Genomic DNA, 21,211 nt, shown 5'->3' with positions numbered 1-21,211 from the left:
GTTCATTCTTCGAGTCCTTCAGGAGACCTCATGAACAAGCGCTTCCGTCCGTCCCTGCCTTTGTCCTCACGCCTCGCCGTCCTGCCGTTGCTGCTGGCCGCCGCAGGCGCCGCGCAGGCGCACCAGATCTGGATCGAGCAACCCGCCGGCGCCGACGAGCGCGCGGTCGTCCGTTTCGGCGAATTCGGCGAGAACCTGCGCGAGGCCTCGCCGGGGCTGCTGGACAAGTTCGGCCAGGTGCGCGCGATCCGCCTGGACGGCAAGGGCGAGCAGCCGGTCGACGCGGTCAAGGGCAAGGACGGCTACGCGCTGCCGTTCCGCGCCGAAGCCGGCGAGTCGCTGCTGGCCGAGGACGCCGCCTATCCGCTCTACAGCTTCAAGCAGGGCGAGAAGCAGGTGACGAACTGGTACCGCCCGGCCGCGCGCCTGGTGACCGGCAGCGCCGCGCTGGCGCCCAAGCTGACGCTGGACGTGGTGCCGGCGGGCCAGCCGGGCCAGTTCAAGGTCTTCTTCCGCGGCCAGCCGCTGGCCAAGGCCAAGGTGTCGCTGGTGACGCAGTCGGGTTGGGCCAAGGAAGCCCATTCGGACGAGCAGGGCCTGGTGCGCTTCGACCTGCCGTGGAAGGGCCAGTACGTGGCCGAGGTCGCGCACACCGACAAGACCGCGGGCGAGCGCCAGGGTCCCAAGGGCGCCGAGAAGTACGACGGCGTGAACTACGTGACCTCGCTGACCGTGCTGAAGTCCGACGGCGTCGAGCCGATCGCGGCCGGCCCGGCCGCCGCGCCGAACAAGTGATCACTGGAGGAGCGCCGCGATGAACGCCGTCAGCGCCCCGTCGGGCCGCACGTCGAGGGCCGCGTCCGCGGCGTCCCGCGTCCTGGGCGTGCTGCCCCTGATCTCGCGCATCGTCGCGGCGGTCGGCGGCGGCTACGCGCTGGCGGCGCTGTTCAGCGTCGCCGTGCTCGCGCTGCCGGCGAGCACCATCCAGGCCGTCATCGGCGGCATGCTCGGCAGCTTCGCCGTCTACACCGGCGCGGTGATCTGGGTCTTCGCGGTGCGCAGCGCCACGCGGGCCTGGGTCGGACTGATCGTCGCCGCGCTGCTCCTCCTGCCTCTGGCCTGGTCCGTCTGGACCGCCGCCGCACCTGTCGCCTCGCCATGACTGCAGAAGTTCCTGCCGACGCTCGCGTCGACGACGTCGACGTCGCCCCCACCGCCACCGGCAAGACCGGGCCCCAGCCGCGCGGCATCCGGCAGACGATGTCGGACCTGCACATCTGGACCGGCCTGCTGCTGGGCTGGTTCCTGTTCGCGATGTTCCTCACCGGGACGGTCTCCTACTTCAAGGAGGAGCTGTCGCAGTGGATGCGGCCCGAGATCGCGCACCAGGCCGTGATGCCCGAGCCGGCCGTCGTCGCCGGCCGCATCGCCAAGGAGCTCGAGACGCTCGCGCCGGGCACCGCGCAGTGGAGCCTGCGCCTGACCGACGATCGCCACAGCGTGGCGAACGCCTTCTGGCGCGTCCCGTCGAAGGACGGCGGCCGGCGCGCGTTCAAGGACGCCAACTTCGATCCGCAGACGGGGAGAAGGTCAGCGCGCGCGAGACGCTGGGCGGCGAGTTCTTCTACCGCTTCCACTTCCAGTTCCACTACATGCCGGTGGTCTGGGGCCGCTGGCTCGCGGGCCTGGCGGCGATGTTCATGCTGGTGGCGATCGTCAGCGGCGTGATCACGCACAAGAAGATCTTCACCGACTTCTTCACCTTCCGCGGGGGCAAGGGCCAGCGCTCGTGGCTGGACGCGCACAACGCGCTGTCGGTCTTCGGGCTGCCCTTCCACCTGATGATCACGTACACCGGCCTGGTGACGCTGATGACGCTGTACATGCCGTGGGGCGAGCAGGCCGGCATCAACTCGCCGGCGATGAAGAAGCAGCTGACCTCGGAGATGAACGCCTTCCTGCAGCCGGCCAAGCCGTCGGGCGAGGCGGCGCCGCTGGCGTCGATCGAGGCGATGGTGCGCGAGGCCGAACGCCGCTGGGGACCGGGCGGCGTGGCCCGCGTCACCGCGGTGAATCCGGGCGACGCCGTGGCGCGCGTGGCGATCACGCGCGGCGAGGGCGGCCGGGTCTCGATGAGCCCGCAGTACCTGCTGTTCGATGGCGTCTCCGGGCGGCTGGTCGAGGAGAAGAACGGCGTCGGCGCGGCCGCCGAGACGCGCGGCGTGATGTACGGGCTGCACCTGGGACGCTTCGGCGACGGCGCGACGCGCTGGCTGTACTTCCTCGTGAGTCTCGCGGGCACGGCGATGGTCGGCAGCGGGCTGGTGATGTGGACCGTCAAGCGCCGCCAGAAGCTGCCCAATCCGGACCGGCCGTATTTCGGCTTCCGCGTGGTGGAGCGGCTGAACATCGCCGCCATCGCGGGTCTGCCGCTGGCGATGAGCGGCATGCTGTGGGCCAACCGGTTGCTGCCGATGGGCCTGGAGAAGCGCGCCGAGTGGGAAGTCCACGTGGTCTTTATCGTGTGGGCGGTGACGCTGCTGCATGCGCTGGTCCGGCCGGCGAAGCGGGCCTGGATCGAGCTGCTGTGGCTGGGCGCTGCGTCGCTGGCGCTGCTCCCGGTGGGCAACGCGCTCACGACGGACCGGCCGCTGTGGCACAGCCTCGCGAAGGGCGACTGGATCTTCGCGGGCGTCGAGCTGATGTTCTGGGCGTTCGCGGCACTGCTGGCCTCCCTGGCGATCCGCACCGCGCGTCATGTGCCCAAGGGCAGGCCGGTCAAGCCGGCCAGGCGCGAGGCCCCGGCCGCACCCGAGCGTTCGCCGGCCAAGGTGTCACGCATGCCGCCTCCGCCGCCGTCGGGCGAAGCCGGGATGGCGCTGCGTGCCGGCGGGGAGGGCGCGCGATGATGCACCTCCTGAGCCTGTCGATCTGCCTGGCCGCGTTCGCGGCGCTGGCGATGGGGACGGACCGCGCGCAATCGGATGTCCTCGGCCGCGAGCTGCCCGCGGCGACGACGCGGGCGCTGCGCACGGCCGGATGGGCGTTGCTGCTGGCGAGCCTGGCGCTTGTCGTGAGCCTGCAGGGCTGGAGCCTGGGACTGGTCAGCTACAGCGGTCACACCAGCTTCTCGGCGGGCGCCGTGTTCGTCGCCTTGATCGTGCACCAGCGGCGCAAGGATCAGCGGCGCGGGCGGTGAGCGGTCCGTTGCCGCCAGGGCAAACGCGCCATGGCTCTTCCGGGGTGTGGGGGAATCCCATCCGCCTGTAGTCCTTCGCCTGACCCGCTGTCGGCCAGCGTCCCCACCCCGGCTGGGGGCCGGCCAGCCTCGAAAAGCTGTCGCCCGTGACTCATCATTGAGTCATTCCAGGGAGACAAAAAATGAAGGTTGCACTGATCGAGGACAACGCGCTGCTGCGACGCCTGATGGTCTCGCGCCTGCAGTCCGAAGCGTCCATCACCGTGGTGGGACAGGCCTCCAGCGAGAACGCCGCGATCAGCACGATCGCGCTGAGCGCGCCGGACGTGGTGCTGGTGGACCTGAGCATCGACGGCGGCTCCGGCCTGGGCGTGATCGAGCGCCTGCGCGCCGCCCGCTTCCGCGGCCGCATCCTGGTGCTGAGCTCGGAAGACCGCTCGGCGTACGAGGCCCGCGTGCTGTCCTGCGGCGCGGACGGCTTCTACGACAAGGCCTGCGACTTCGAACGGCTCGTCGGCGAGCTCTGCACGCTGTCCAACAGCGCGTGGATGGCGGACTGAGTCCGGACGGCGTCGCGGTGGCGGCACCTGCTAGAGGCCGAAGCGCTCATGCCATCGCCGGGGCACCAGGGCATCGAGGACAAGGGCCGCGAGCATGGAGGCACCGAGCAGTGGATACAGCGTCCCCAGCGCGGCGGCCACGACGATCGCGCCGATGGCCGCGCGATCGCCCGCCCGACGCGGCGGCGCCGCGAACCGGCCGCGCGGGCGACGTTTCCACCACATCACGACGGCGGAGACGGCCAGACCCACGATGGACAGGCAGCCGGCGAGCATCACGAGCTGGTTCAACCCGCCGAATTGCCGACCCGTGTGGAGCTGGATGCCCCACTCGACCGCTCGGCCGACCACCCCATAGTCCCGATAGCCGACGTCGGCGAGCACCTGGCCCGTGTACCGGTCCAGATGGACCACGCGCTGTTGCGTGACATCGTCCGGCATGGACATCGCCGTGAAGACGCCTGTCGGCCCGATGGGCAGGCTCACGGGCGTGCCCGGCGGCAAGCCCTGGGCCGCAAGGAGGCGAAGCGCCTGGTTCAGGCCGAACGGCATGACCTCCGGTGCCGGGCTGGGCGCAGATGACTCGTCGCGGCCCGTCTTCGTGTGTGCGGCGTGATCGGGGGAGGGTGCCGCGGTGTCATGGCCGGCGTGCGCCATCGATTCCGGCAAGGGCGCCTGGATGAGCGTCCAGGGCGTGTCGCCCAGGCTGGACAACGGCGGCGTCGACGCGGGCTTGCCCCAGAGATGCTTCGGCAACCCCACGCCCCAGTCGTTGGTCAGTTGTCCGAACTGCTTGCCCCAGAAGGCGGACCAGGGCATCCCGGTGACGGCGAGAAACAGGATCGCCACGGCCGCCGCCGCGCCGGTCACCGCATGCAGGTCGCGCCACCAGAGGCGCTGCGACGTGCGCCCGCGCAGGGTGTAGACCCCACCCGATCGACCGCGCGGCCACCAGAGAAAGACCCCCGACACCACGAGCACGATGGCCCAGCCGGCGACGATCTCGACCGCGTGGTTGGCCACCGGTCCGGCGATGACGAGCGAGTGCAGCCGCTTGATCACCTCCATCAGCTTGCGGTCGTCCCGCTGCTGCCCCAGCACGCGTCCGTCCGCCGGATCCAGGTAGACGGTGACGACACCCCCGTAGGTGCGCACGCCCACCTCGGCGCTTCGGCCCGAGACGGCCGGCGGGATGAAGCGCACCGCGGAGCCGGGCTGCGCGGCCAGAGCGCGCTGCACCAGCGACTCGCCGTCCAGCCCGGGGCCCGACGTAGGCGGGACGAAGCGCCACCCGGCGTCCAAGCGCCACTCGATCGCGTCCTTGTAGAGGTAGAGGGCGCCGGTGACGGCCATCAGCACAAGGATCGGCAGACAGAGCAGGCCGGCGTAGAAATGCCATCGCCAGACGCGTCGGTAGAGCGACGAATCCGGCAGGGCGGAAGCGGACGAGGTCGACATCAGGGCTCCGAGGGGTGTGCAGTCAGGAGGGCCTCAATGCGCGTGGTCGCCGTGACTGCCCTGCTTGTCGTCCTTCGCCGGCATCGCCGCATTGAGCGCACGCACCGGCACCTTCACATCGACGGTCTGGCGGGCACCGCCGCGGTCCTCGAAGGTCAGCGTCAGCGGCACCTGATCGCCGGCCTTCACCTGCGCGGGCAGGTCCAAGAACATCAGGTGATAGCCGCCGGGCTTGAGCTCGACCGTCTTGCCGGCCGGCAGCTCGATCGCGGGGATCTGGCGCATGCGCATCACGTTGTCCTGCATCGCCATCTCATGGACCTCGGCCTTGGGCGTCAGCGGCGTGGTCACGCCGACCAGGCGCGTGTCCTTGGCCGCCGTCAGCTTCATGAACGCGCCGGTCGCCTTCTGCTGCGGGACGGTGGCGCGCACCCAGGCGTCGTCGATCTTCACCTGGGCATGGGCGATGGAGGCGAGCAGCGCGCCCGCGACGAGCAGCAGCGTGTGGATCTTGAAGGTCATGTCGATTCTCCGGAAAGAAATGAATGGAAGTTGAGAAGGTGCGCGGCCGGCCTGCGGCGCGTCAGGTGTCGAGCAGCTGGCGCACGTCCTCGGCGACGTCGGTGGCGCTCATCTCGTGCTTGATGGCCAGGCGCGCCTTGCCCTGGCGGTCGAAGACCGTGCTCAAGGTCGAGTGGTCCATCGTGTAGCTGCTGCCGGTGGGCACCTTGCCGTAATAGACCTTGAACTCCTTGGCGACGGCGGCGGTGCCCTCGAGATCGCTGTAGAGCCCGAGAAAGCTCGGGTGGAACGCGGCGGTGTAGGCCGCGAGCACCGGCGCGGTGTCGCGCTCGGGGTCGATGGTGACGAAGAGGACCTGGAAGTCCTTCGCCGCCTCGCCCAGCATCTGATGCACGGCCGCGGCGCGTGCGAGCGCGGTCGGGCAGACGTCGGGACACTGCGTGAAGCCGAAGAACATCATCACCACCTTGCCGCGGAAGTCGGCCAGACGATGCGGACGGCCGTCCGAGCCCTGGAGCGCGAAGTCGCGCGCATAACTCACCAGCGTGAGATCGATGCCGTGGAAGGTCGGGGAGGGCTTGCAGGCCGCGAGCGGCAGCAGGCAGGCGGCGAACGTCAGGGCCCGACGACGCGCGTCGGGGGCGGCGACGGCGTCGCCATGGAGCGGGCGCGCCGGGTGCGCGAGGGAAGGGTGTCGCATGATCGAAAAGGCGTGGGCCGACCCTGGCGCGTGAGCGCGCCAACGTCCGCAGACACGCACGCATGAGCGCGTGCGAGGACGGACAGGTCAGTCGAAGGAAGCTTCGCGTCCGGAACGGCGCGAAGTGCGCATCTGCCGCGAGGCGGCGATCAGGCGACGGCGGGAGGTCCGCGCGCGAGCGAGGGCGCCCAGGCGAAGAGCGGGCGCGGCGCGGTGAAGAACAGACGCGGACGCTCGAACTTCAAGGCGTCGGGCGGCGTCCATTGCACGGTGGCGGGCGGCAGGTCCGGCGCGCCGTGGTGGATGGCGCAGTACGGGCAGTCCATCGACGTCTTCATCGACGTCGAGCCCTCGCGCTCCTGATCGACCGTGCCGGTGGCATCGATCATCACGAGCCTGGCGCCGGTCGCGGAACAGATCTCCGCGAAGGTGGCGCCCTGGTGGACCAGCATGGCATGCGACAGCGACGGCAGGAGCGCCGCGAGCAGGATCGTGAAACTCACGAGCCATGCCCAGCGCCTGATCGATGTCCGCGTCGCCTGCATGCGGGGGATTCTATGCGGCTAGCTCAACGCGTCGTGAACCGGTAGACGTTGTCGGTCTCGACGAAGGTGGCGGTCACGGTCTGCTGCAAGGGGACGAACGCACCGCCCTTCAATGCGAAGGCCTCGAATGTCACGCCCTCCGGCGCCGGTGCGCTCTTCGGCCACCGGTAGCTCGCCCGGTAGAAGCCGACGCCATGGGCGACGTCCTTGTCGATGCGGGTCAGTCCCAGGCAGCTCGCGAACAGGCTGGGGAGCTCGAACCGCTTCGCGGCAGCACCGTAGGGCTGCGTGATCAGCGTGACCCGCACGTGGCGGACGGCCGTGCCGCTGGCACTGCCCGGCACCCCTTCGATGCACACCGCCTCGTCATTGGCATACACCGTGGCCGATCGTCCCAGCGCGGGCGCCAGGCCTTCGCCGTCGAACCGCTGCGCGCGGGAGGCCGGCAGGCGGCGGCCATCGATCGCCGCGTCCGGACCGGTGAGCGACAGCACGCGGGCCTTGCCCTGCGCGGTCCATTTCCAGAAATCCCCCGCGGGTTCTCCCAACCCGCCGGCGCTGCGCTTGCGTGCATCGCCCGCGGTGAACAGCGGATCCGGCAGCGTGGCGTAGAACGCCTCGTAGCCGTCGAAGATCTGCGGAGCCTCTCCCGCATCGGCGCGGGCGCCGGCTGCGAGGCCGGCGAGCGCCACGGCCACGCAGGCGTGGATCTGCTTCTTCTGAAGGTGCTGCCAGATCGTCATTCGTCTCACCGATAAGCCTTCCCGCCCGTGGCGGTGACGTAGTCCTGCGGATGCGTCCAGAAAATCGTGGAACCGTGCGCCGCCGTCGAGACCCAGATGGCGGTATAGCGGCCGCGCTCTTTGGTGTTGACCAGCACGCCCTTCTTCATCGCCGTCCACCAGGTGACGACTTCCTCGTTGGTCGTTTCCTTCACGCCGAAGATGTTGTGCGCCGGCGCGCCGAAGCGGAAGCCGTCCTTCACCTTCGGGTGGTTCTTGTAGTTGGTCTTGAAGTCCTTGCCGTCCCACCAGTACCCGCCGTTGGCCGGATCGGTGCCGCGTTGCGCGAGCGCATTCTCCGCGGCCTGCCGGGCGATCTTCATGCCGGCGTCGGCCTCGATGGCCGCTTCGGAGGCCGTCATGAACTGACCGTAGCGCACGTTCCCGTCCTTCACCGCGTAGGTGTAGTTGGGATCGGCGATCAGCAGCTGGTCGACGGTCTTGCCGCCCCAGGCCCGGCAGCGGTTCGCGACGGCCCACGCGATGCCGCCGATCTCGTCGGCGTCATTGGCGGTGGAAGCCTCGCCGTAGGCGATGGCGGCCAGCTTGCGTGCCTGCGCGTCCAGCGGCTTGGCGCGGGTCTGCGCCTCGTTCGTGACGCACACGGACCCGGGCGGCAGCGAGCGCTGCAGGCACATCGTGCCCTTGTCGATCTGGGGAGTATTGGTGTCGAGACCAAGAGGTCCAGGGGGCAGGGCGGGCACGGCGACGGGATCCAGCTGGGAGGTCCCCAGCTTAAGCCGGGGCCGGCCGTGCCTGCGAGTGACTTTGGTCCGGTGGGCTCTCGGTGGGCTGTTGGTGGGCGCTCAATGGCGCTCATTGGCGCTCTTTGGCGGTCATCGGGCGGTCAGTAGGTCTTGTACGGCAGGAACTTCCCGCTCATCACGATGCTGACACGGTCGCCCTTCGGATCGGGCTCGCGCTGCAGGTCCATGCGGAAGTCGATGGCGCTCATGATGCCGTCGCCGAACTCCTCGTGGATCAGTTCCTTGAACGTGGTCCCGTAGACGCTGATCAGCTCGTAGAAGCGGTAGATCAGCGGATCGGTCGGTACCGAGGTCGGCAGACTGCCCTTGTAAGGCACGACCTTGAGCCACTGGGTCTCCGCCTCGGTGAGGTCGAAGATCCCCGCCAGCGTCGCGGCCTGCGCGTCGTCGAAGGTCATCTGGCCGAGGCAGCCGGCCGTGACCCACTCCTTGCTCAGGCCGACCTGCTCGGCCACGTCGGACCACTTCAGGCCCTTGGCCACCTTGGTGGCGATGATCTTTTCGGTGACGTCGAGTCGGCTCATGGGATGCTCCTTGCAGGGGTGACGAGATGGCTGCGCTCCACCAGGAAGTCCATCAGGTGGTTGCGCATGGGGTGGTACTGGGGATCGTGATGCAGCGTGGCGCGCTGGCGCGAGCGGGGCATCGTGTTCACGACGATCTCGGCGACCCGCGCATTCGGGCCGTTCGACATCAGCATCACGCGGTCGGCGAGCAGGAGGGCTTCGTCGACGTCGTGCGTGATCATGAAGACCGTCTGCCGCGTGGCGGCGCAGATCTTGAGCAGCTCGTCCTGGATGGTGCCGCGCGTGAGCGCGTCCAGCGCGCCGAAGGGCTCGTCGAGCAGCAGCATCCGCGGCTCGATCGCGAAGGCGCGGGCGATGCCGACGCGCTGCTTCATGCCGCCAGAGAGCTGGCTCGGCTTCTTGTCGAGCGCGGGCGTCAGACTGACCAGGGCGACGTACTTGCGGACCTGCTCGTCGACCTTTGCCTTCGGCCAGTCCGGCCACTTGCTGCGCACTGCGAAGGCGATGTTCTGCCGCACCGTCAGCCAAGGCATCAGCGCATGGCCCTGGAAGACGACGCCGCGGTCAAGACCCGGCCCCACGACCTCGCGGCCGTCGACGATGACGTGGCCGTCGCTCGCCCGTTCCAGGCCGGCGAGGGTGTTCAGGATCGTCGTCTTGCCGCAGCCGCTGTGGCCGACGATGCAGACGAACTCGCCCTCGCGCAGCGTGAAGTTCACGTCCTCGAAGATGGTCGTGTCGCCGTAGCGCTTGGCGAGCCCTTCGACGCGGACCAGCACGGGCGCCGCATCGACCGCCGCCGCGGCGCCGTGTTCCATCGGATCAATCCGCATAGGTCACCGCCTTCTGCGCGCGGGCGAAGAGCCCGTCCAGCGCCATGCCCACGAGCCCGATCACGAGGATCGCGAAGACCACGTTGGGCAGGCTGAGGTTGTTCCACTCGTTCCAGACGAAGTAGCCGATGCCGGTGCCGCCGACCAGCATCTCCGCCGCGACGATCACCAGCCAGGCGATGCCCATGCTGATGCGCATGCCGGTGAGGATGGTGGGCGCGGCCGCCGGCAGGATGACCTCGAGGGCGCGGCGCAGCGGGCGGACTTCCAGCGTTCGGGCGACGTTGAGCCATTCCTTGCGCACGCCGGCGACGCCGAAGGCCGTGTTGATCAGCATCGGCCAGACGCTGCAGATGAAGATCACGAAGATGCCGCTCGCCGCCGAGTCCTTGATCGTGTAGAGCGCCAGCGGCATCCAGGCCAGCGGCGAGATCGGCTTGAGCACCTGGATGAAGGGATCGAGCGCGCGGTGGATCAGCGGGCTCATGCCGATCGCGAAGCCCAGCGGGATCGCGACGAGCGCGGCCAGCAGGTAACCCACCGCCACGCGTCCCAGCGAATATGCCAGCTGCAGGCCGATGCCCTTGTCGTTGGGGCCCCTGTCGTAGAACGGATCGGACAGGTGATGGACGACCGTCGCGCCCATCTGCGCGAGCGTCGGGAAGCCGCTCTTGGTCGCGACGGGCGTGGCGCTTGCGCCCGCCTCGGCGGGCACGGGCTTGCCCATGAGCTTGGCGTATTCGATCTGCTCGGGCGTCATCGCCGGTGCCGCGGCGGAGGCCGCGGACGAGGCAGCCCCGTGGTCATCGTCGCCAGGTGCCAGATGCCCAGCAGCAGCCCGAACAGCAGCAACGAGAGCAGGGCGGCGCGCGCGTTCAGCGAAGTCATCGACGATCTCCGCTCAAACGCGTTTGATCGCGAAGCCGGCCACGTAGGCATCGGGCTGCGCGGGATCGAAGGTCTTGCCCATGACGCTGAACTTCGGATACGCGCCGTCCGGCACGGCCTGATCGAGCGCCTTCATCTGCTTCTTCGCATCGGTGAGCAGGAAGACCTTCTCCGCGATCTGCCTGTAGTTCACGTCGCCCTTGAGGTAGCCCCAGCGCTTCATCTGCGTGAGCATCCACACGGCCATGCTCTGCCAGGGGATGGGGTCGAAGTCGGCGCGGTCCGGAACGACGCGCACGTTGCCCAGGCCGTCGGCGAACTTGCCGGTGAGCACCTGCGCGATCACCGTCTCCGGCTGGTTGAGATAGGCCTGGGGCGCGATGACCTTGGCGATCAGCTCGCGATTGCGGGCCTCGCGCGCCATCGCGGCTGAGGTCAGCACGGCGCGGTACAGCGCGGCGAAGGTGTTGGGATTCTTCTGGATGAACTCGGTGCTGGTGCCGAAGGCGCAGCAGGGATGGCCGTTCCACAGCTCCTTGGACAGGATGTGGATGAAGCCGACCTCCTCGAACACGGCGCGCTGGTTGAACGGATCCGGACCGAGGAAGCCATCGATGTTGCCGGCGCGCAGGTTGGCCACCATCTCAGGCGGCGGCACGACGCGGATCTGGATGTCGCGGTCGGGATCGAGACCCGCTTCCGCCACGTAGTAGCGCAGCAGGAAGTTGTGCATCGAGTACTCGAAGGGCACCGCAAACTTGAAGCCCTTCCACGACTTCGGATCGCGCTTGTCCTTGTGCTTCGTCGCCAGCGTGATCGCCTGGCCGTTGGTGTTCTGGATCGTCGCCACGTTCATCGGCGTGGCCGTCGCGCCCAGGCCGAGGCTGATCGCCAGCGGCATCGGGCTGAGGAAGTGCGTGGCGTCGTACTCCTTGTTGATCATCTTGTCGCGGATGAGCGCCCAGCCGGCCGTCTTCACGACCTCGACGTTCAGCCCCTGCTTGGCGTAGAAGCCCAGCGGGTGCGCCATGATCAGCGGTGTCGCGCAGGTGATGGGGATGAACCCGATCTTGAGATCCTTCTTCTCCAGCGCACCGCGCTCCTGCGCCATCGCCTGCAGCGGCGCGATCGGCAGCACGCTGCTGATCGCGGCCATCGCACCGCCGCGACCGACGGCGCGCAGGAAACGGCGCCGCAGCGCGTCCTGCGGGAACAGCGCCTTCACCAGCGCGGCTTCGACGAACTGGTTGGACTCGGCTTCAATGTCCGCCGTGTCCATCGCGTCGGCGCGCGTGCGCAGCGTCGCGGCCGCCCGGTCAGGGTCCAGCTCTCGGGCATGTTCAGCCTCGCTGCCGTGCCGCCCGCACGCGCAGCGCATCAGCAGCGGTCGATCAGCGTCGTAAGGGTCGTGGCGGAGGTCGCTCATCGCTGCTTTCCAGGTCGGTGGACGGAGGACTCCACTCTAGGAAAACGCGACAGATCGCGGCATCGTGCGCGGCGTGGTTCTGCTGTAGGGCGAGCACTACAAACGTCGCTGCCGATGTCGTTTCACCGGAGCCGTTCCACCGGGGCCGTTCCACCGATGGCGACTCCGGTCAGCCAGGCGCGGGCTCTCCACGGGGCATGGGGCACCCCTCCAGGGACCCCAAGCCCCATTCCGGCCCCACGGAGACCCGCTGACGTCGCCTCGTCCGGGACGGAGGTCAGGGGAGAGGAGTTCGCGCCTCACGGCGAAAAGCGTCAGTTCCACGTCGTTGCGCACACCGGTCTTCTCGAGGATGCGGGCGCGGTAGGTCGACACCGTGTTGGAGGAAAGGACGAGCTGTTCGGCGATCTCGCCGACGCTGCGTCCGGCGACCAGCATCTGGAAGACCTGGTGCTCGCGATGCGAGAGCACCTCGTGCAACGGGATGCCATCGTCCGCGGCGAAGCCGTCGCCGATGGCGGCGGCCAGATGCTCGGCGACGCTGGGCGTGATGAAGCGGCGTCCGCGCGCGACGGTGCGCACGGCATCGATCATCTGCTCGCTGTCAGCGCTCTTGTTGAGATAACCCGCCGCGCCCAGCTTGAGGCTGCGCACCGCGTATTGCCGGTCCGGATAGGTGGAGAGCATCAGCACCGGGAGCTTCGGGAACTCGCTCCGGAGCGCCTTGAGGATGTCGAGCCCGTCGCGCTGCGGCATCGCGATGTCCAGCAGCACGACGTCCGGCCCAGCGCCCGTCACCACGCCCGTACGGACCTGCTGGATCGCCTCGGGACCGTTGGCCGCCTCGCCCATCACGCGCAGGTCGCTGGCCTCGGCGAGGATCTGCTTGATGCCCTCGCGGACGATGCGGTGGTCGTCGCAGATCAGCACGCGGATCGTCATGACGGGGTTCCTTCGCGCGGGGCGTCGTCTGGCGGCGCAGCGACCGGTGATCCGTCTTGCCGTGGTCCGCTGTCAAGCGGCATGACCAGCCGCACCGTCGTGCCGCGCCCAGGCGCGCTGGCAATGCCGAGCCGGCCGCCGAACTGCGCCGCACGCTCGCGCATGCCGAGCACGCCGTAGCTGCGCGCGTCGTTGAGCGCCTCGTCGGGCGCGCCGATGCCATCGTCGCTGACCTGCAGGTAGAGCACCGGATGCGGCGGCGCATCGACGTCGATGCGGATGTCGACGCGCGACGCCTTCGCGTGGCGCGCGACGTTGGACAGCACCTCCTGGAAGATGCGGAACACCGCGATCGCCAGCCCGCCTTCGGGAGAGACGACGTCCGCCGCGACGAAGATGCGGAAGCGCACCTCGCGCTCGTCGCTGCCGGCGAGCTGGAACTCCTGCGCCTGCCATTCCAGCGCGGCCCAGAGGCCCTGGTGGTCGAGGATGCTCGGGCGCAGGTCCGTGATGATGCGGCCGACGGCATCCACGGCGGTGTCGACGAGGCCGCCCATGCGATGGCACTTCGCCACCATGGCGTCGCGCTGTGCGCTGTCGCCGACGCGGCGTTCCAGCCAGTGGACGTCCATCTTCAACGCGACCAGCAGTGAGCCGAGTTCATCGTGGATCTCGCGCGCGATGCGCTTGCGTTCGGTCTCGCGCACGGCCTCGAGGTGATGTGCGAGCTCGCGCAGCTGCGAGGTCCGCTCGGCCACGCGACGTTCGAGCTGGTCGTGACTGGCGCGCAGTTGCTCCTCGGCGAGCTTGCGCTTGGAGATGTCGACGAAGGTGACCACGGCGCCCTGGACCTCCCCGTGCTCGAAGAGCGGGTAGCTGGAGTACTCGGCGGGGAAGGCGCTGCCGTCGGCGCGCCAGAGGACCTCGTCGTCGATGCGGCAGGGATCGCCGCGACGGAAGGCGTTGAAGATCGGGCAATCGCACTCGCGGTAGTCGCTGCCGTCACCATGCGAGTGGTGGATCAGCGCATGCATGTTTCGTCCGAGCACCTCGTCGGTGCGCCAGCCCAGCGTGTCGCAGGCGGCGCGATTCACGAAGGTGCATCGCCCGGCCATGTCGATGCCGAAGATGCCCTCGCCGGTGCTCGCCAGCAGCAGCGCGAGACGGCGCGCGGCCTCGTCGGGCGAGGCCAGATCGTCGACGGCTTCGGAAGACGCGGCGGCGGGGGCGGGCAGGGCGGTCGGCGGGAACATGCCCGCGAGCGTGCAAGGGATGTGCCATGCCGGCGCGTTGCTGCCGCGACCGACCGGTCGGCGATGGGCGCGAGCCGGTCGGTGCCGCGCGCTCAGGCGCGGCGCAACTTCACCGACGGGAAGTCGACCGGCACGGCGAAGGCGACGTTCACGTAGTTGGTGAAGAGGTTGAGCGCGACGTGCGCGAGGATCTCGACGATGGCGCCGTCGTCGAAGCCGACATCGCGCAGCGATTGCACGTCGGCGTCGTTGACCTGCGCACGGTCGTTGACGACCTTCAGCGCGAAGCGCAGCGCGGCGGCGGTCTTCGGGTCGGCGGACTCGCCCATCTGCGCGGCGGCCATCTCGTCGGACGTGGCGCCGGCCTTGCGACCCAGCGCGGTGTGCGCGGCCAGGCAGTACTCGCAGGCGTTGCGATCGGCGATGGCGACGGCGATCTGCTCGCCGAGCTTCGCGGGGATCACGCCGCCGCCGAGGGCGCCGAAGCTGCCCCACAGACTCTTGATGGCGGCCGGCGAATTGGCCACGGCGCGGAACATCGCCGGCGTGGCGCCGAAGGCGGCCTGGATCTGGTCGAGCGCGACCTTGGCGTCGCCTTGGGCTTGCTTGGGATCGACAAGGGCGACGCGGGAAGTGGTGGACATGATGTTTCCTTTCAGGGTGGATGTCGGTGGATGTCGATGACGTCCTTGGAGGCGTCAGGCAGTGGCGTGGTGTTCGTCTGCTGCTGGACGTCAGTGTGGTCCCGGTGGTAGTACCATTGGCCGCGTTTCGTCCATCAAACGCATCCAAGCGTCCATGACAGGCACGTCCAGATCCTCAGCCGCAGCTTCGGCCGCGGTGACCGCCGCATCGAAGACAGCGAAGGCATCGGCAGCGTCAGGATCGTCTGCATCGCTGCCGCCGATCGACCGTCTGTCTTCGCTGCTGGAGCACTTCCGCGTTCGCGCGCGGCTGTTCCACGTCGGCCCGTTGTGCGGGGTGAATCCCTTCGATCCGGTGCCGGGGCGAGGCTTCCTGCATGTGATGAAGCGCGGCGAGATGGAGTTGCGTCACCCGGCCAGCGCCGGCCTGCCGCGCAAGCTGCGCGTGGACGAACCCTCGCTGCTTTTCTATCCGCGCCCGGTCGCGCACGAGTTCCGCAATCCGCCGCGCGAAGGCTCCGACTTCACCTGCGCGGAGCTGGAGTTCGACGGCGGTCCGCTCAACCCGCTGGTGCGCGCGTTGCCGCCGCTGGTGCTGCTCCCGCTGGCGCGTGTGGAGGGACTGGAGATGTCGCTGCAATTGCTGTTCTCGGAGACCGAGCGATTGCGCTGCGGTCAACGCGTGCTGGCGGACCGGCTGTTCGAGGTCGTGCTGATCCAGCTGCTGCGCTGGCTCATCGACCATCCGGCGGAGGCGGGTGTGCAACCGGGGCTGGTGACGGGCCTGTCGGACCCGCGCGTCGCGCTCGCGCTCGCGGCCGTCCACGAGGCGCCAGGCGAGGCGTGGTCGCTGGAGCGCATGGCCGTACGCGCAGGCATGTCGCGCAGCGCGTTCGCGGCGCGCTTCCGCGAGCTGGTGGGTCAGGCGCCGGCGGCGTACCTCGCCGACTGGCGCTTGAGTCTTGCGCAGGAACAGCTGCGGCTGGGCCGCTCGATCAAGCAGATCGCCGATCAGCTCGGCTACGCGAATGCGTCCGCGCTGTCGCGTGTCTTCACGCAGCGGGTGGGGCGGTCGCCGAGGGAGTGGCGGCAAGGGTTGGCCGAGGACTCTGCCACCCTGACGGAATGACAGTGGGGAGGCGTAGACCGTGTCCAGACAACAGAACGTCCAGCAACAGAATGCGCTTGCGGAATCTAGGATCCGCAGCAGCGCGAATCATTGGCGGATGGAACCGTGGCCGCCGGCATTGCTGCAGGTGGCGAAAGCCCGCGGCGTGGACTGCGATCGGGCGATCGTGATCCGATTGGAGATCGACTTCGCCGGCATGCCTCGGTTGTTCGGTCAACTGCTCACTTCGGAGGCCCGTTTCATCTACTTCGAGATGGAGACGGATGCCCGGCACATCGTCGTCCAGGGCGATGTGGAATGGAACGACGTAACGGACGAGCAGAACCTGTCGTCGCACAACAGGGGAACCGGCGCTGGCCTCGGCGCTATCGCGCTGAGGGTGCTGGAGGAGTTGAACGCCCGGACGATCTGATGCGGGTGCTGGACGTTCAGTGGCATCCGCCGCACCGCGGTCTTCCACACTGGGCCATCGACCACTTCCCCGATGTGAACCCCATGAAGATCGCCGTATTCGACACCTACGTCACCCGCCCCGACGGCCGCCTGATGCACTTCGACATCCTCGTTCCGGACGCGTCCCGCGCGCAGGAACAGGTGCTGGCTTTCGGCCGCAAGTACCTCGCCGCGAGGGGCTTGCCTGCGCATCAGTTGTCGGCCGAAGAGTGCCGCTTCTGCCACATGGAAATCGCGCCGGAGCCTGTCGTCGAGGAGATCGACCGGGAGGGCTTCGCGATCATCGAGTTGGCCAACTGCGAGTGAGGTCGCGAGCGCTGAGGTCAGGCGGTGCCTGACGGGCATTCCTGGCAGGCGAGATCTCTAGCGCACGAGCGCCTTGGCGATCTGCCCCAAGGTCTTCAGCGCCCCCTCGACCTGTGAGTTGTCGGGATGCCCGAAATTGAGCCTCAGGTGGTGCGTGAAGCGGTGATCGGCCGAGAACAGATGCCCCGGCGCAATGCTGATGTCATGGGACAGGGCGACCCGGTGCAGTTCCAGCGCGTCGATCTGGGAAGGCAACTCGACCCAGACGCAATAGCCGCCCTCCGGTTGGGTGACGCGGGTGCCTGGAGGAAAGCACTTGGCGATGGTCCTCAGCACGGCCTGACGGTTCGTGACGAGCGCTTGCCGGAGCTGCCGCAGGTGCCGGTCGTAGCCGCCCCGCCGGAGGTACTCGCTCAGGCCCTCCTGCATCGGCACAGGGGTGGCCAATGACGTCATGAGCTTGCGACGGCTGATGTCCCGGGCGAACCGGCCCGCGGCTGCCCAGCCGACGCGGAATCCCGGCGCCAGCGACTTCGAGAACGAGCTGCAGTGCAGCACCAGCCCGGTCTTGTCCCAGCCCTTGGCGGGCCGTGGGCGTGAACCGAAATACAGCTCGCCGTAGACGTCATCCTCGATGAGCGGGATCTCGCGCTCGGCGAGCAGCGCGACCAGTGCCGCCTTGGCGGCATCGGGCATCAGGCTGCCCAACGGGTTCTGGAAGTTCGGCATCAGCCAGCACGCCTTGACCGGATGGCGTTCCACGATGGCCGCCAGCGCGGCCACGTCGACGCCGGTGCGCGCATGGGTGGCCACTTCGACCGCCTTGAGCCCGCGTCGCTCCAGCGCCTGCAAGGCGCCATAGAAGGTCGGCGACTCGATGGCGACGAGATCTCCCGGCTTCGTGACCGCCTCCAGGCACAGGTTCAAGGCCTCCATCGCGCCGTTGGTCACGACGATCTCGTCCGCGTCGACCTTGCACCCGGCACCCAGGTAGCGCAGGCCGATCTGGCGACGCAGTTCGGCGCTGCCCGGCGACAGGTCCTCGACCGTGCGCCACGGATCCAGCCCGCGCGTGGCCTTGCCAAGCGACAGCGCCAGCTTGTCCAGCGGGAACAGGGCCGGGCTCGGAAACGCCGAGCCCAGCGGCACGACGGCCCGGTTGCGCGACAGCTCGAGCACCTGGAACACCAGATCGGACACCTCGACGCTGCGCTCTTCGGCCAGCGGGTCCGACGCGTGGGGCTCCGGGTGCTGCGGGATGGCCGCCTGGCTGACGAAGTAGCCGGATCGCGGCCTCGCCTCGATCAGGCCACGGGCCTCCAGCAGGTAGTAGGCCTCGAAGACCGTCGAGGGGCTGACACCGCGGTCCTTGCTCGCTTCGCGGACCGAGGGCAGGCGGTCGCCGGGGCGCAGCTGCCCCGCGGCAATGGACGCCGCCAGATCATCGGCCAGGAGTTCGTAGCGCTTCATGGGGTGGGGTGCTGATATGGCCCGTGCGTGGAACGATCGCACTGTATTGGCAACAGCGGTTCCCCAGTGAATATCCTCGCGGACACCCATCTGATCCGGTGTTTTTCAAAGAATCTGGATCTGTATTTTTCCGGACATCGGGAGCACAGTGATGGCTCGTCTGGTGGTCCTCTCCTCGCGATGGAGGGCGTCAGGCAATTACCTGGAAACGTCGAATCATGGAATGGGTCCCCACTGTCTTCATCGTGTTCAAGGCCAGCGTGCTGTGCATTGGCATGTTCTACGCCATCAAGTGGCACTACGACCGGGCGAAGAAGGAGAAGGGGGCGGAGAAGCAGCGCGCGGTGCTTCGCACGAGCGCCATCGTGGCCGTTGTCTTCTTGCTGTTGGTCGTCGGCCTCGTGGTCCTGACCTTCAGCCTCGGCACGAAGCTCGGTCTGGATCTGACGTTCTGATGAGGGAATGCCGCCGGGAGTCGTCGACTTGCCAGCTGAGATGCGGCAACGCGCCTGACATGGCGCGGGATCACGCCATTCGGCGTTTCGCCTTGCCCGACGCCACTCCCGTCCTGTTGTCCTGATCCGACCCACGGGCTGGCGTGCGGGGACGCGCCGCGGGCTTCCTGGCAACGATCTCCCGTGCGAGGTCGGCCAGCGTCCGCGCGCCCAGCCGCTCCAGCAGCGCGCGTTCGGCGTCCTGAAGGGCGTCGCCCAGCAACCCGTTCACCGCCGCCTCCACAGGACAGCTCGGGTTGTCCTGGGCGGGGCCGATCGCGAAGGTCGATGCATGGGCAATGGCGTCGTAGACGTCGCGTGCCGTGACGTGTTCGAGCGCGCGCGCCAGCACCCATCCGCCACCGCGTCCGCTCGTGGAACCCACCAGGCCCGCCGCGCGCAGGGAGGCCATCGTCCGTCGCACCACCACGGCGTTGGTGTGCAACATCTGGGCGAGCGTCGCCGAGGTGGTGGTGCCGCCGTGCAGATGCATGTGGATCAGCACATGCAGCAGGCGGGCGAGGCGGGTGTCCTGGGCCATGGGTCCTTTTGTGCAACTTGAAGAGTTACGATATTCTCCGGGTTCGACACTATCGCTCATTGCCGCCATGACCGCCGCTCGTGAATACACCCTGGAAGTGAACCGCATCCGTCTGCATCTGAGGGAGCAGGGCGAGGGCCCGCTGGTCCTGCTCTGCCATGGTTTCCCGGAAACCTCGCTGGTGTGGCGGCATCAGCTCCAGGCGCTCGCGGAGGCCGGCTTTCGCGCGGTGGCGCCGGACCTGCGTGGGTATGGCGGCAGCGATTCGCCGCCGGACGTCGGCGCGTTCACGACGCTCGACGTGCTGGGGGACCTGATCGCGCTCCTCGACGTGCTCGGCGAGCGTGAGGCCGTCATCGTCGGCGGGGACTGGGGCGCGACCGTCGCCTGGCAGGCGGCGCAATTGCGGCCGGACCGGTTCCGCGCCGTGGTCGCGCTCGGCGTGCCGCTGATGGGGCGCGCGCCGATGCTGCCGAGCCTGCTGTTCCCCAGGACGGAGACGGCGCTCTTCTACACGCACTACTTCTCCGAGCCCGGTGTGGCCGAGCGGGAGTTCGAGCGCGACGTCGGCAAGACGCTTCGTCGGATCTATTTCGCCGCTTCTGGAGAGGCCGGGCCTCGGGAGGATGCGCGCACGCCGAATCCTTTTGGCATGGTGAGCCGCGACGACGGCCTGCTGGCCGCACTGCCTGACCCTGACCAGCTGCCCGCGTGGCTGGCGGCTGCCGATCTGGCGGCGATGGTGGCGAGTTTCGAGCGCAGCGGTTTCCGGGGCGGCCTCAACTACTACCGCAACCTCGACCGGAACTGGGCGCTCCAGGCGGCGTTCGACGGACTGAAGGTCGAGGTCCCGGCGCTCCATCTGATCGGCGAACGGGACGCGGGTCGGGTCATGCCCGGCATGGATCGGATCATCGAGGCCATGCCGGCATTGGCCCCCCGGTTGACGGCCTCGCAGGTGATCGCAGGTGCGGGTCATTGGCTGCAGCAGGAGGCACCGGAGGCCGTCAACGCAGCGCTGCTCGGCTTTCTGCGCGGGCTGTAGCTCAGGGGAATCGTGGGGCGAGGGGAGGGACGTACACTGACGGTCCGTTGTTGGAAGGCCGGTGGCATGTCGGCCTTCCCGGAGCGGGCAACCTTAATGGCAGGCGATGGGACTCGAAACTCCATTCACCAAGTTAAGGCGTTTCCATGAAGAAGATCATGTCGCTGTTTCAGCGCAATCACGAAGGCAACCGCAAGGTCCGCGACGAAGTCACTCCCGGCGCCCAATGGGTGCTCGACGGTGAAGGCCAGGCCACCCGCAAGTGGGACGGTCTGGCCGTGATGGTCAAGGACGGCGCGGTATTCAGACGGTACGACGCCAAGACCGGTCGTACGCCGCCTGCGGGGTTCATCCCGGCCCAGCCGGACCCGGATCCGGTGAGCGGCCATTGGCCGGGCTGGGTGCCCGCCGAGGGGCCGGACTCGCGCTACATCCACGAGGCGGTGGAAAAGGCCGCCGTGCGGTACCCGCAGGGCATTCCGGACGGCACCTACGAGGTCTGCGGACCGCGCATCGGCACCCGCCACGGCGCGAATCCGGAGAACCTCGATGAGCACCTGCTCATTCCGCACGGCGAGGATGTGCTGGCGGACGCTCCGCGGACCTTTGCCGGTCTGCAGGCGTACCTGCGGGACAAGCCGATGGAAGGCATCGTGTGGCATCACGACGATGGCCGCAGGGTGAAGATCAAGAAGGCCGATTTCCCGTTCTGATGCACGTTGTCAAG

The 21,211-nt window shown here is 68.5% G+C and carries 23 protein-coding genes and 3 pseudogenes; 11 read left to right on the top strand and 15 right to left on the bottom strand.

Going from position 1 to position 21,211, the window contains the following annotated elements:
- Window positions 1-30: 30 nt before the first annotated feature.
- From ACQ859_RS22070 to ACQ859_RS22050, 5 genes and pseudogenes are all read left to right on the top strand, one after another.
- Window positions 31-795 (top strand): DUF4198 domain-containing protein, encoded by a 765-nt coding sequence (locus ACQ859_RS22070; RefSeq protein ID WP_431262770.1) that lies wholly within the window; start codon window positions 31-33, stop codon window positions 793-795.
- Between the two features lie 19 nt (window positions 796-814).
- Window positions 815-1,162 carry a DUF3649 domain-containing protein gene (locus tag ACQ859_RS22065; protein WP_431262769.1) on the top strand — a complete coding sequence of 116 codons (348 nt, stop codon included), beginning with the start codon at window positions 815-817 and terminating at the stop codon, window positions 1,160-1,162.
- Window positions 1,159-2,909 (top strand): annotated as a pseudogene (locus ACQ859_RS22060) (PepSY-associated TM helix domain-containing protein). Before ACQ859_RS22065 ends, ACQ859_RS22060 begins: the two are co-directional and overlap by 4 nt.
- Window positions 2,906-3,199, top strand: a complete 294-nt coding sequence (locus ACQ859_RS22055; RefSeq protein ID WP_431262768.1) for a DUF3325 domain-containing protein — start codon at window positions 2,906-2,908, stop codon at window positions 3,197-3,199. The pseudogene ACQ859_RS22060 and the gene ACQ859_RS22055 overlap by 4 nt, the downstream one beginning before the upstream one ends.
- Before the next feature lie 182 nt (window positions 3,200-3,381).
- Window positions 3,382-3,759 carry a response regulator gene (locus tag ACQ859_RS22050; RefSeq protein WP_067274360.1) on the top strand — a complete coding sequence of 126 codons (378 nt, stop codon included), beginning with the start codon at window positions 3,382-3,384 and terminating at the stop codon, window positions 3,757-3,759.
- 30 nt (window positions 3,760-3,789) lie between these two features.
- On the opposite strand, the gene ACQ859_RS22045 is transcribed toward ACQ859_RS22050, so the two are convergent.
- The 13 genes and pseudogenes from ACQ859_RS22045 to ACQ859_RS21985 all read right to left on the bottom strand — a co-directional run bounded on the left by ACQ859_RS22045 (window position 3,790) and on the right by ACQ859_RS21985 (window position 15,046).
- Window positions 3,790-5,217 carry a PepSY-associated TM helix domain-containing protein gene (locus ACQ859_RS22045; RefSeq protein WP_431262767.1) on the bottom strand — a complete coding sequence of 476 codons (1,428 nt, stop codon included), beginning with the start codon at window positions 5,215-5,217 and terminating at the stop codon, window positions 3,790-3,792.
- Window positions 5,218-5,250: 33 nt separating this feature from the next.
- Window positions 5,251-5,739: a copper chaperone PCu(A)C gene (locus ACQ859_RS22040; protein ID WP_431262766.1), complete on the bottom strand. Its 489-nt coding sequence runs from the start codon at window positions 5,737-5,739 to the stop codon at window positions 5,251-5,253.
- A gap of 61 nt (window positions 5,740-5,800) precedes the next feature.
- Window positions 5,801-6,439, bottom strand: coding sequence for an SCO family protein (locus ACQ859_RS22035; protein ID WP_431262765.1), 639 nt, complete (start codon window positions 6,437-6,439; stop codon window positions 5,801-5,803).
- 149 nt (window positions 6,440-6,588) lie between these two features.
- Complete coding sequence (locus ACQ859_RS22030) at window positions 6,589-6,942, bottom strand: DUF2946 domain-containing protein (protein WP_431262764.1); 354 nt, start codon at window positions 6,940-6,942, stop codon at window positions 6,589-6,591.
- 65 nt (window positions 6,943-7,007) lie between these two features.
- A complete protein-coding gene (locus ACQ859_RS22025; RefSeq protein ID WP_431262763.1) occupies window positions 7,008-7,727 on the bottom strand; it encodes a hypothetical protein in 720 nt (239 codons plus the stop codon).
- Window positions 7,728-7,732: 5 nt separating this feature from the next.
- On the bottom strand, window positions 7,733-8,470 hold the full coding sequence (locus ACQ859_RS22020; RefSeq protein WP_431262762.1) for a hypothetical protein: 738 nt from the start codon (window positions 8,468-8,470) through the stop codon (window positions 7,733-7,735).
- Between the two features lie 143 nt (window positions 8,471-8,613).
- The gene (gene cynS, locus ACQ859_RS22015; RefSeq protein WP_431262761.1) at window positions 8,614-9,057 is read right to left on the bottom strand and encodes a cyanase; all 444 of its coding nucleotides are present in this window, start codon (window positions 9,055-9,057) and stop codon (window positions 8,614-8,616) included.
- A complete protein-coding gene (locus ACQ859_RS22010; RefSeq protein WP_431262760.1) occupies window positions 9,054-9,878 on the bottom strand; it encodes an ABC transporter ATP-binding protein in 825 nt (274 codons plus the stop codon). Before ACQ859_RS22010 ends, cynS begins: the two co-directional genes overlap by 4 nt.
- 4 nt (window positions 9,879-9,882) lie before the next feature.
- Window positions 9,883-10,781 (bottom strand): annotated as a pseudogene (gene ntrB / locus ACQ859_RS22005) (nitrate ABC transporter permease).
- 13 nt (window positions 10,782-10,794) lie between these two features.
- Window positions 10,795-12,207 (bottom strand): CmpA/NrtA family ABC transporter substrate-binding protein, encoded by a 1,413-nt coding sequence (locus ACQ859_RS22000; RefSeq protein WP_431262759.1) that lies wholly within the window; start codon window positions 12,205-12,207, stop codon window positions 10,795-10,797.
- A 285-nt stretch (window positions 12,208-12,492) separates the two neighbouring features.
- Window positions 12,493-13,149: pseudogene (locus tag ACQ859_RS21995) on the bottom strand (response regulator); the annotation flags it as partial.
- Window positions 13,146-14,402 carry a PAS domain-containing sensor histidine kinase gene (locus ACQ859_RS21990; protein WP_431262758.1) on the bottom strand — a complete coding sequence of 419 codons (1,257 nt, stop codon included), beginning with the start codon at window positions 14,400-14,402 and terminating at the stop codon, window positions 13,146-13,148. The gene ACQ859_RS21990 and the pseudogene ACQ859_RS21995, both read right to left, overlap by 4 nt.
- A gap of 92 nt (window positions 14,403-14,494) precedes the next feature.
- Window positions 14,495-15,046 (bottom strand): carboxymuconolactone decarboxylase family protein, encoded by a 552-nt coding sequence (locus ACQ859_RS21985; RefSeq protein ID WP_431052204.1) that lies wholly within the window; start codon window positions 15,044-15,046, stop codon window positions 14,495-14,497.
- Between the two features lie 253 nt (window positions 15,047-15,299).
- On the opposite strand from ACQ859_RS21985, the gene ACQ859_RS21980 reads away from it, so the two are divergent.
- Genes ACQ859_RS21980 through ACQ859_RS21970 form a run of 3 tightly spaced genes read left to right on the top strand, consistent with a single transcriptional unit; the run spans window position 15,300 to window position 16,934 of the window.
- Complete coding sequence (locus tag ACQ859_RS21980) at window positions 15,300-16,175, top strand: cupin domain-containing protein (RefSeq protein ID WP_431266625.1); 876 nt, start codon at window positions 15,300-15,302, stop codon at window positions 16,173-16,175.
- 19 nt (window positions 16,176-16,194) lie between these two features.
- Window positions 16,195-16,587: a hypothetical protein gene (locus ACQ859_RS21975; protein ID WP_431262757.1), complete on the top strand. Its 393-nt coding sequence runs from the start codon at window positions 16,195-16,197 to the stop codon at window positions 16,585-16,587.
- Complete coding sequence (locus ACQ859_RS21970; RefSeq protein ID WP_431262756.1) at window positions 16,587-16,934, top strand: DUF2024 family protein; 348 nt, start codon at window positions 16,587-16,589, stop codon at window positions 16,932-16,934. The genes ACQ859_RS21975 and ACQ859_RS21970 overlap by 1 nt, the downstream gene beginning before the upstream one ends.
- 57 nt (window positions 16,935-16,991) lie before the next feature.
- On the opposite strand, the gene ACQ859_RS21965 is transcribed toward ACQ859_RS21970, so the two are convergent.
- Window positions 16,992-18,404, bottom strand: coding sequence for a PLP-dependent aminotransferase family protein (locus ACQ859_RS21965; RefSeq protein ID WP_431262755.1), 1,413 nt, complete (start codon window positions 18,402-18,404; stop codon window positions 16,992-16,994).
- A gap of 218 nt (window positions 18,405-18,622) precedes the next feature.
- Here ACQ859_RS21965 and ACQ859_RS21960 point away from each other — a divergent pair, with 218 nt between their 5' ends.
- Window positions 18,623-18,859, top strand: a complete 237-nt coding sequence (locus ACQ859_RS21960; protein ID WP_431262754.1) for a hypothetical protein — start codon at window positions 18,623-18,625, stop codon at window positions 18,857-18,859.
- A gap of 70 nt (window positions 18,860-18,929) precedes the next feature.
- Here the strand turns inward: ACQ859_RS21960 and ACQ859_RS21955 are convergent, their stop codons facing one another.
- Window positions 18,930-19,439, bottom strand: coding sequence for an RrF2 family transcriptional regulator (locus ACQ859_RS21955; RefSeq protein ID WP_431262753.1), 510 nt, complete (start codon window positions 19,437-19,439; stop codon window positions 18,930-18,932).
- A gap of 67 nt (window positions 19,440-19,506) precedes the next feature.
- On the opposite strand from ACQ859_RS21955, the gene ACQ859_RS21950 reads away from it, so the two are divergent.
- Complete coding sequence (locus ACQ859_RS21950) at window positions 19,507-20,484, top strand: alpha/beta fold hydrolase (RefSeq protein ID WP_431262752.1); 978 nt, start codon at window positions 19,507-19,509, stop codon at window positions 20,482-20,484.
- 146 nt (window positions 20,485-20,630) lie between these two features.
- Window positions 20,631-21,197: a hypothetical protein gene (locus ACQ859_RS21945; RefSeq protein ID WP_431262751.1), complete on the top strand. Its 567-nt coding sequence runs from the start codon at window positions 20,631-20,633 to the stop codon at window positions 21,195-21,197.
- The last annotated feature ends 14 nt before the right edge of the window (window positions 21,198-21,211 follow it).

This window comes from Roseateles chitinivorans (assembly GCF_050632235.1).
Classification (GTDB): Bacteria; Pseudomonadota; Gammaproteobacteria; order Burkholderiales; family Burkholderiaceae_C; genus Roseateles; species Roseateles chitinivorans_A.
Note: the sequence above shows the minus strand (reverse complement) of the source record. Positions and strands in the feature narration are given on the sequence as shown.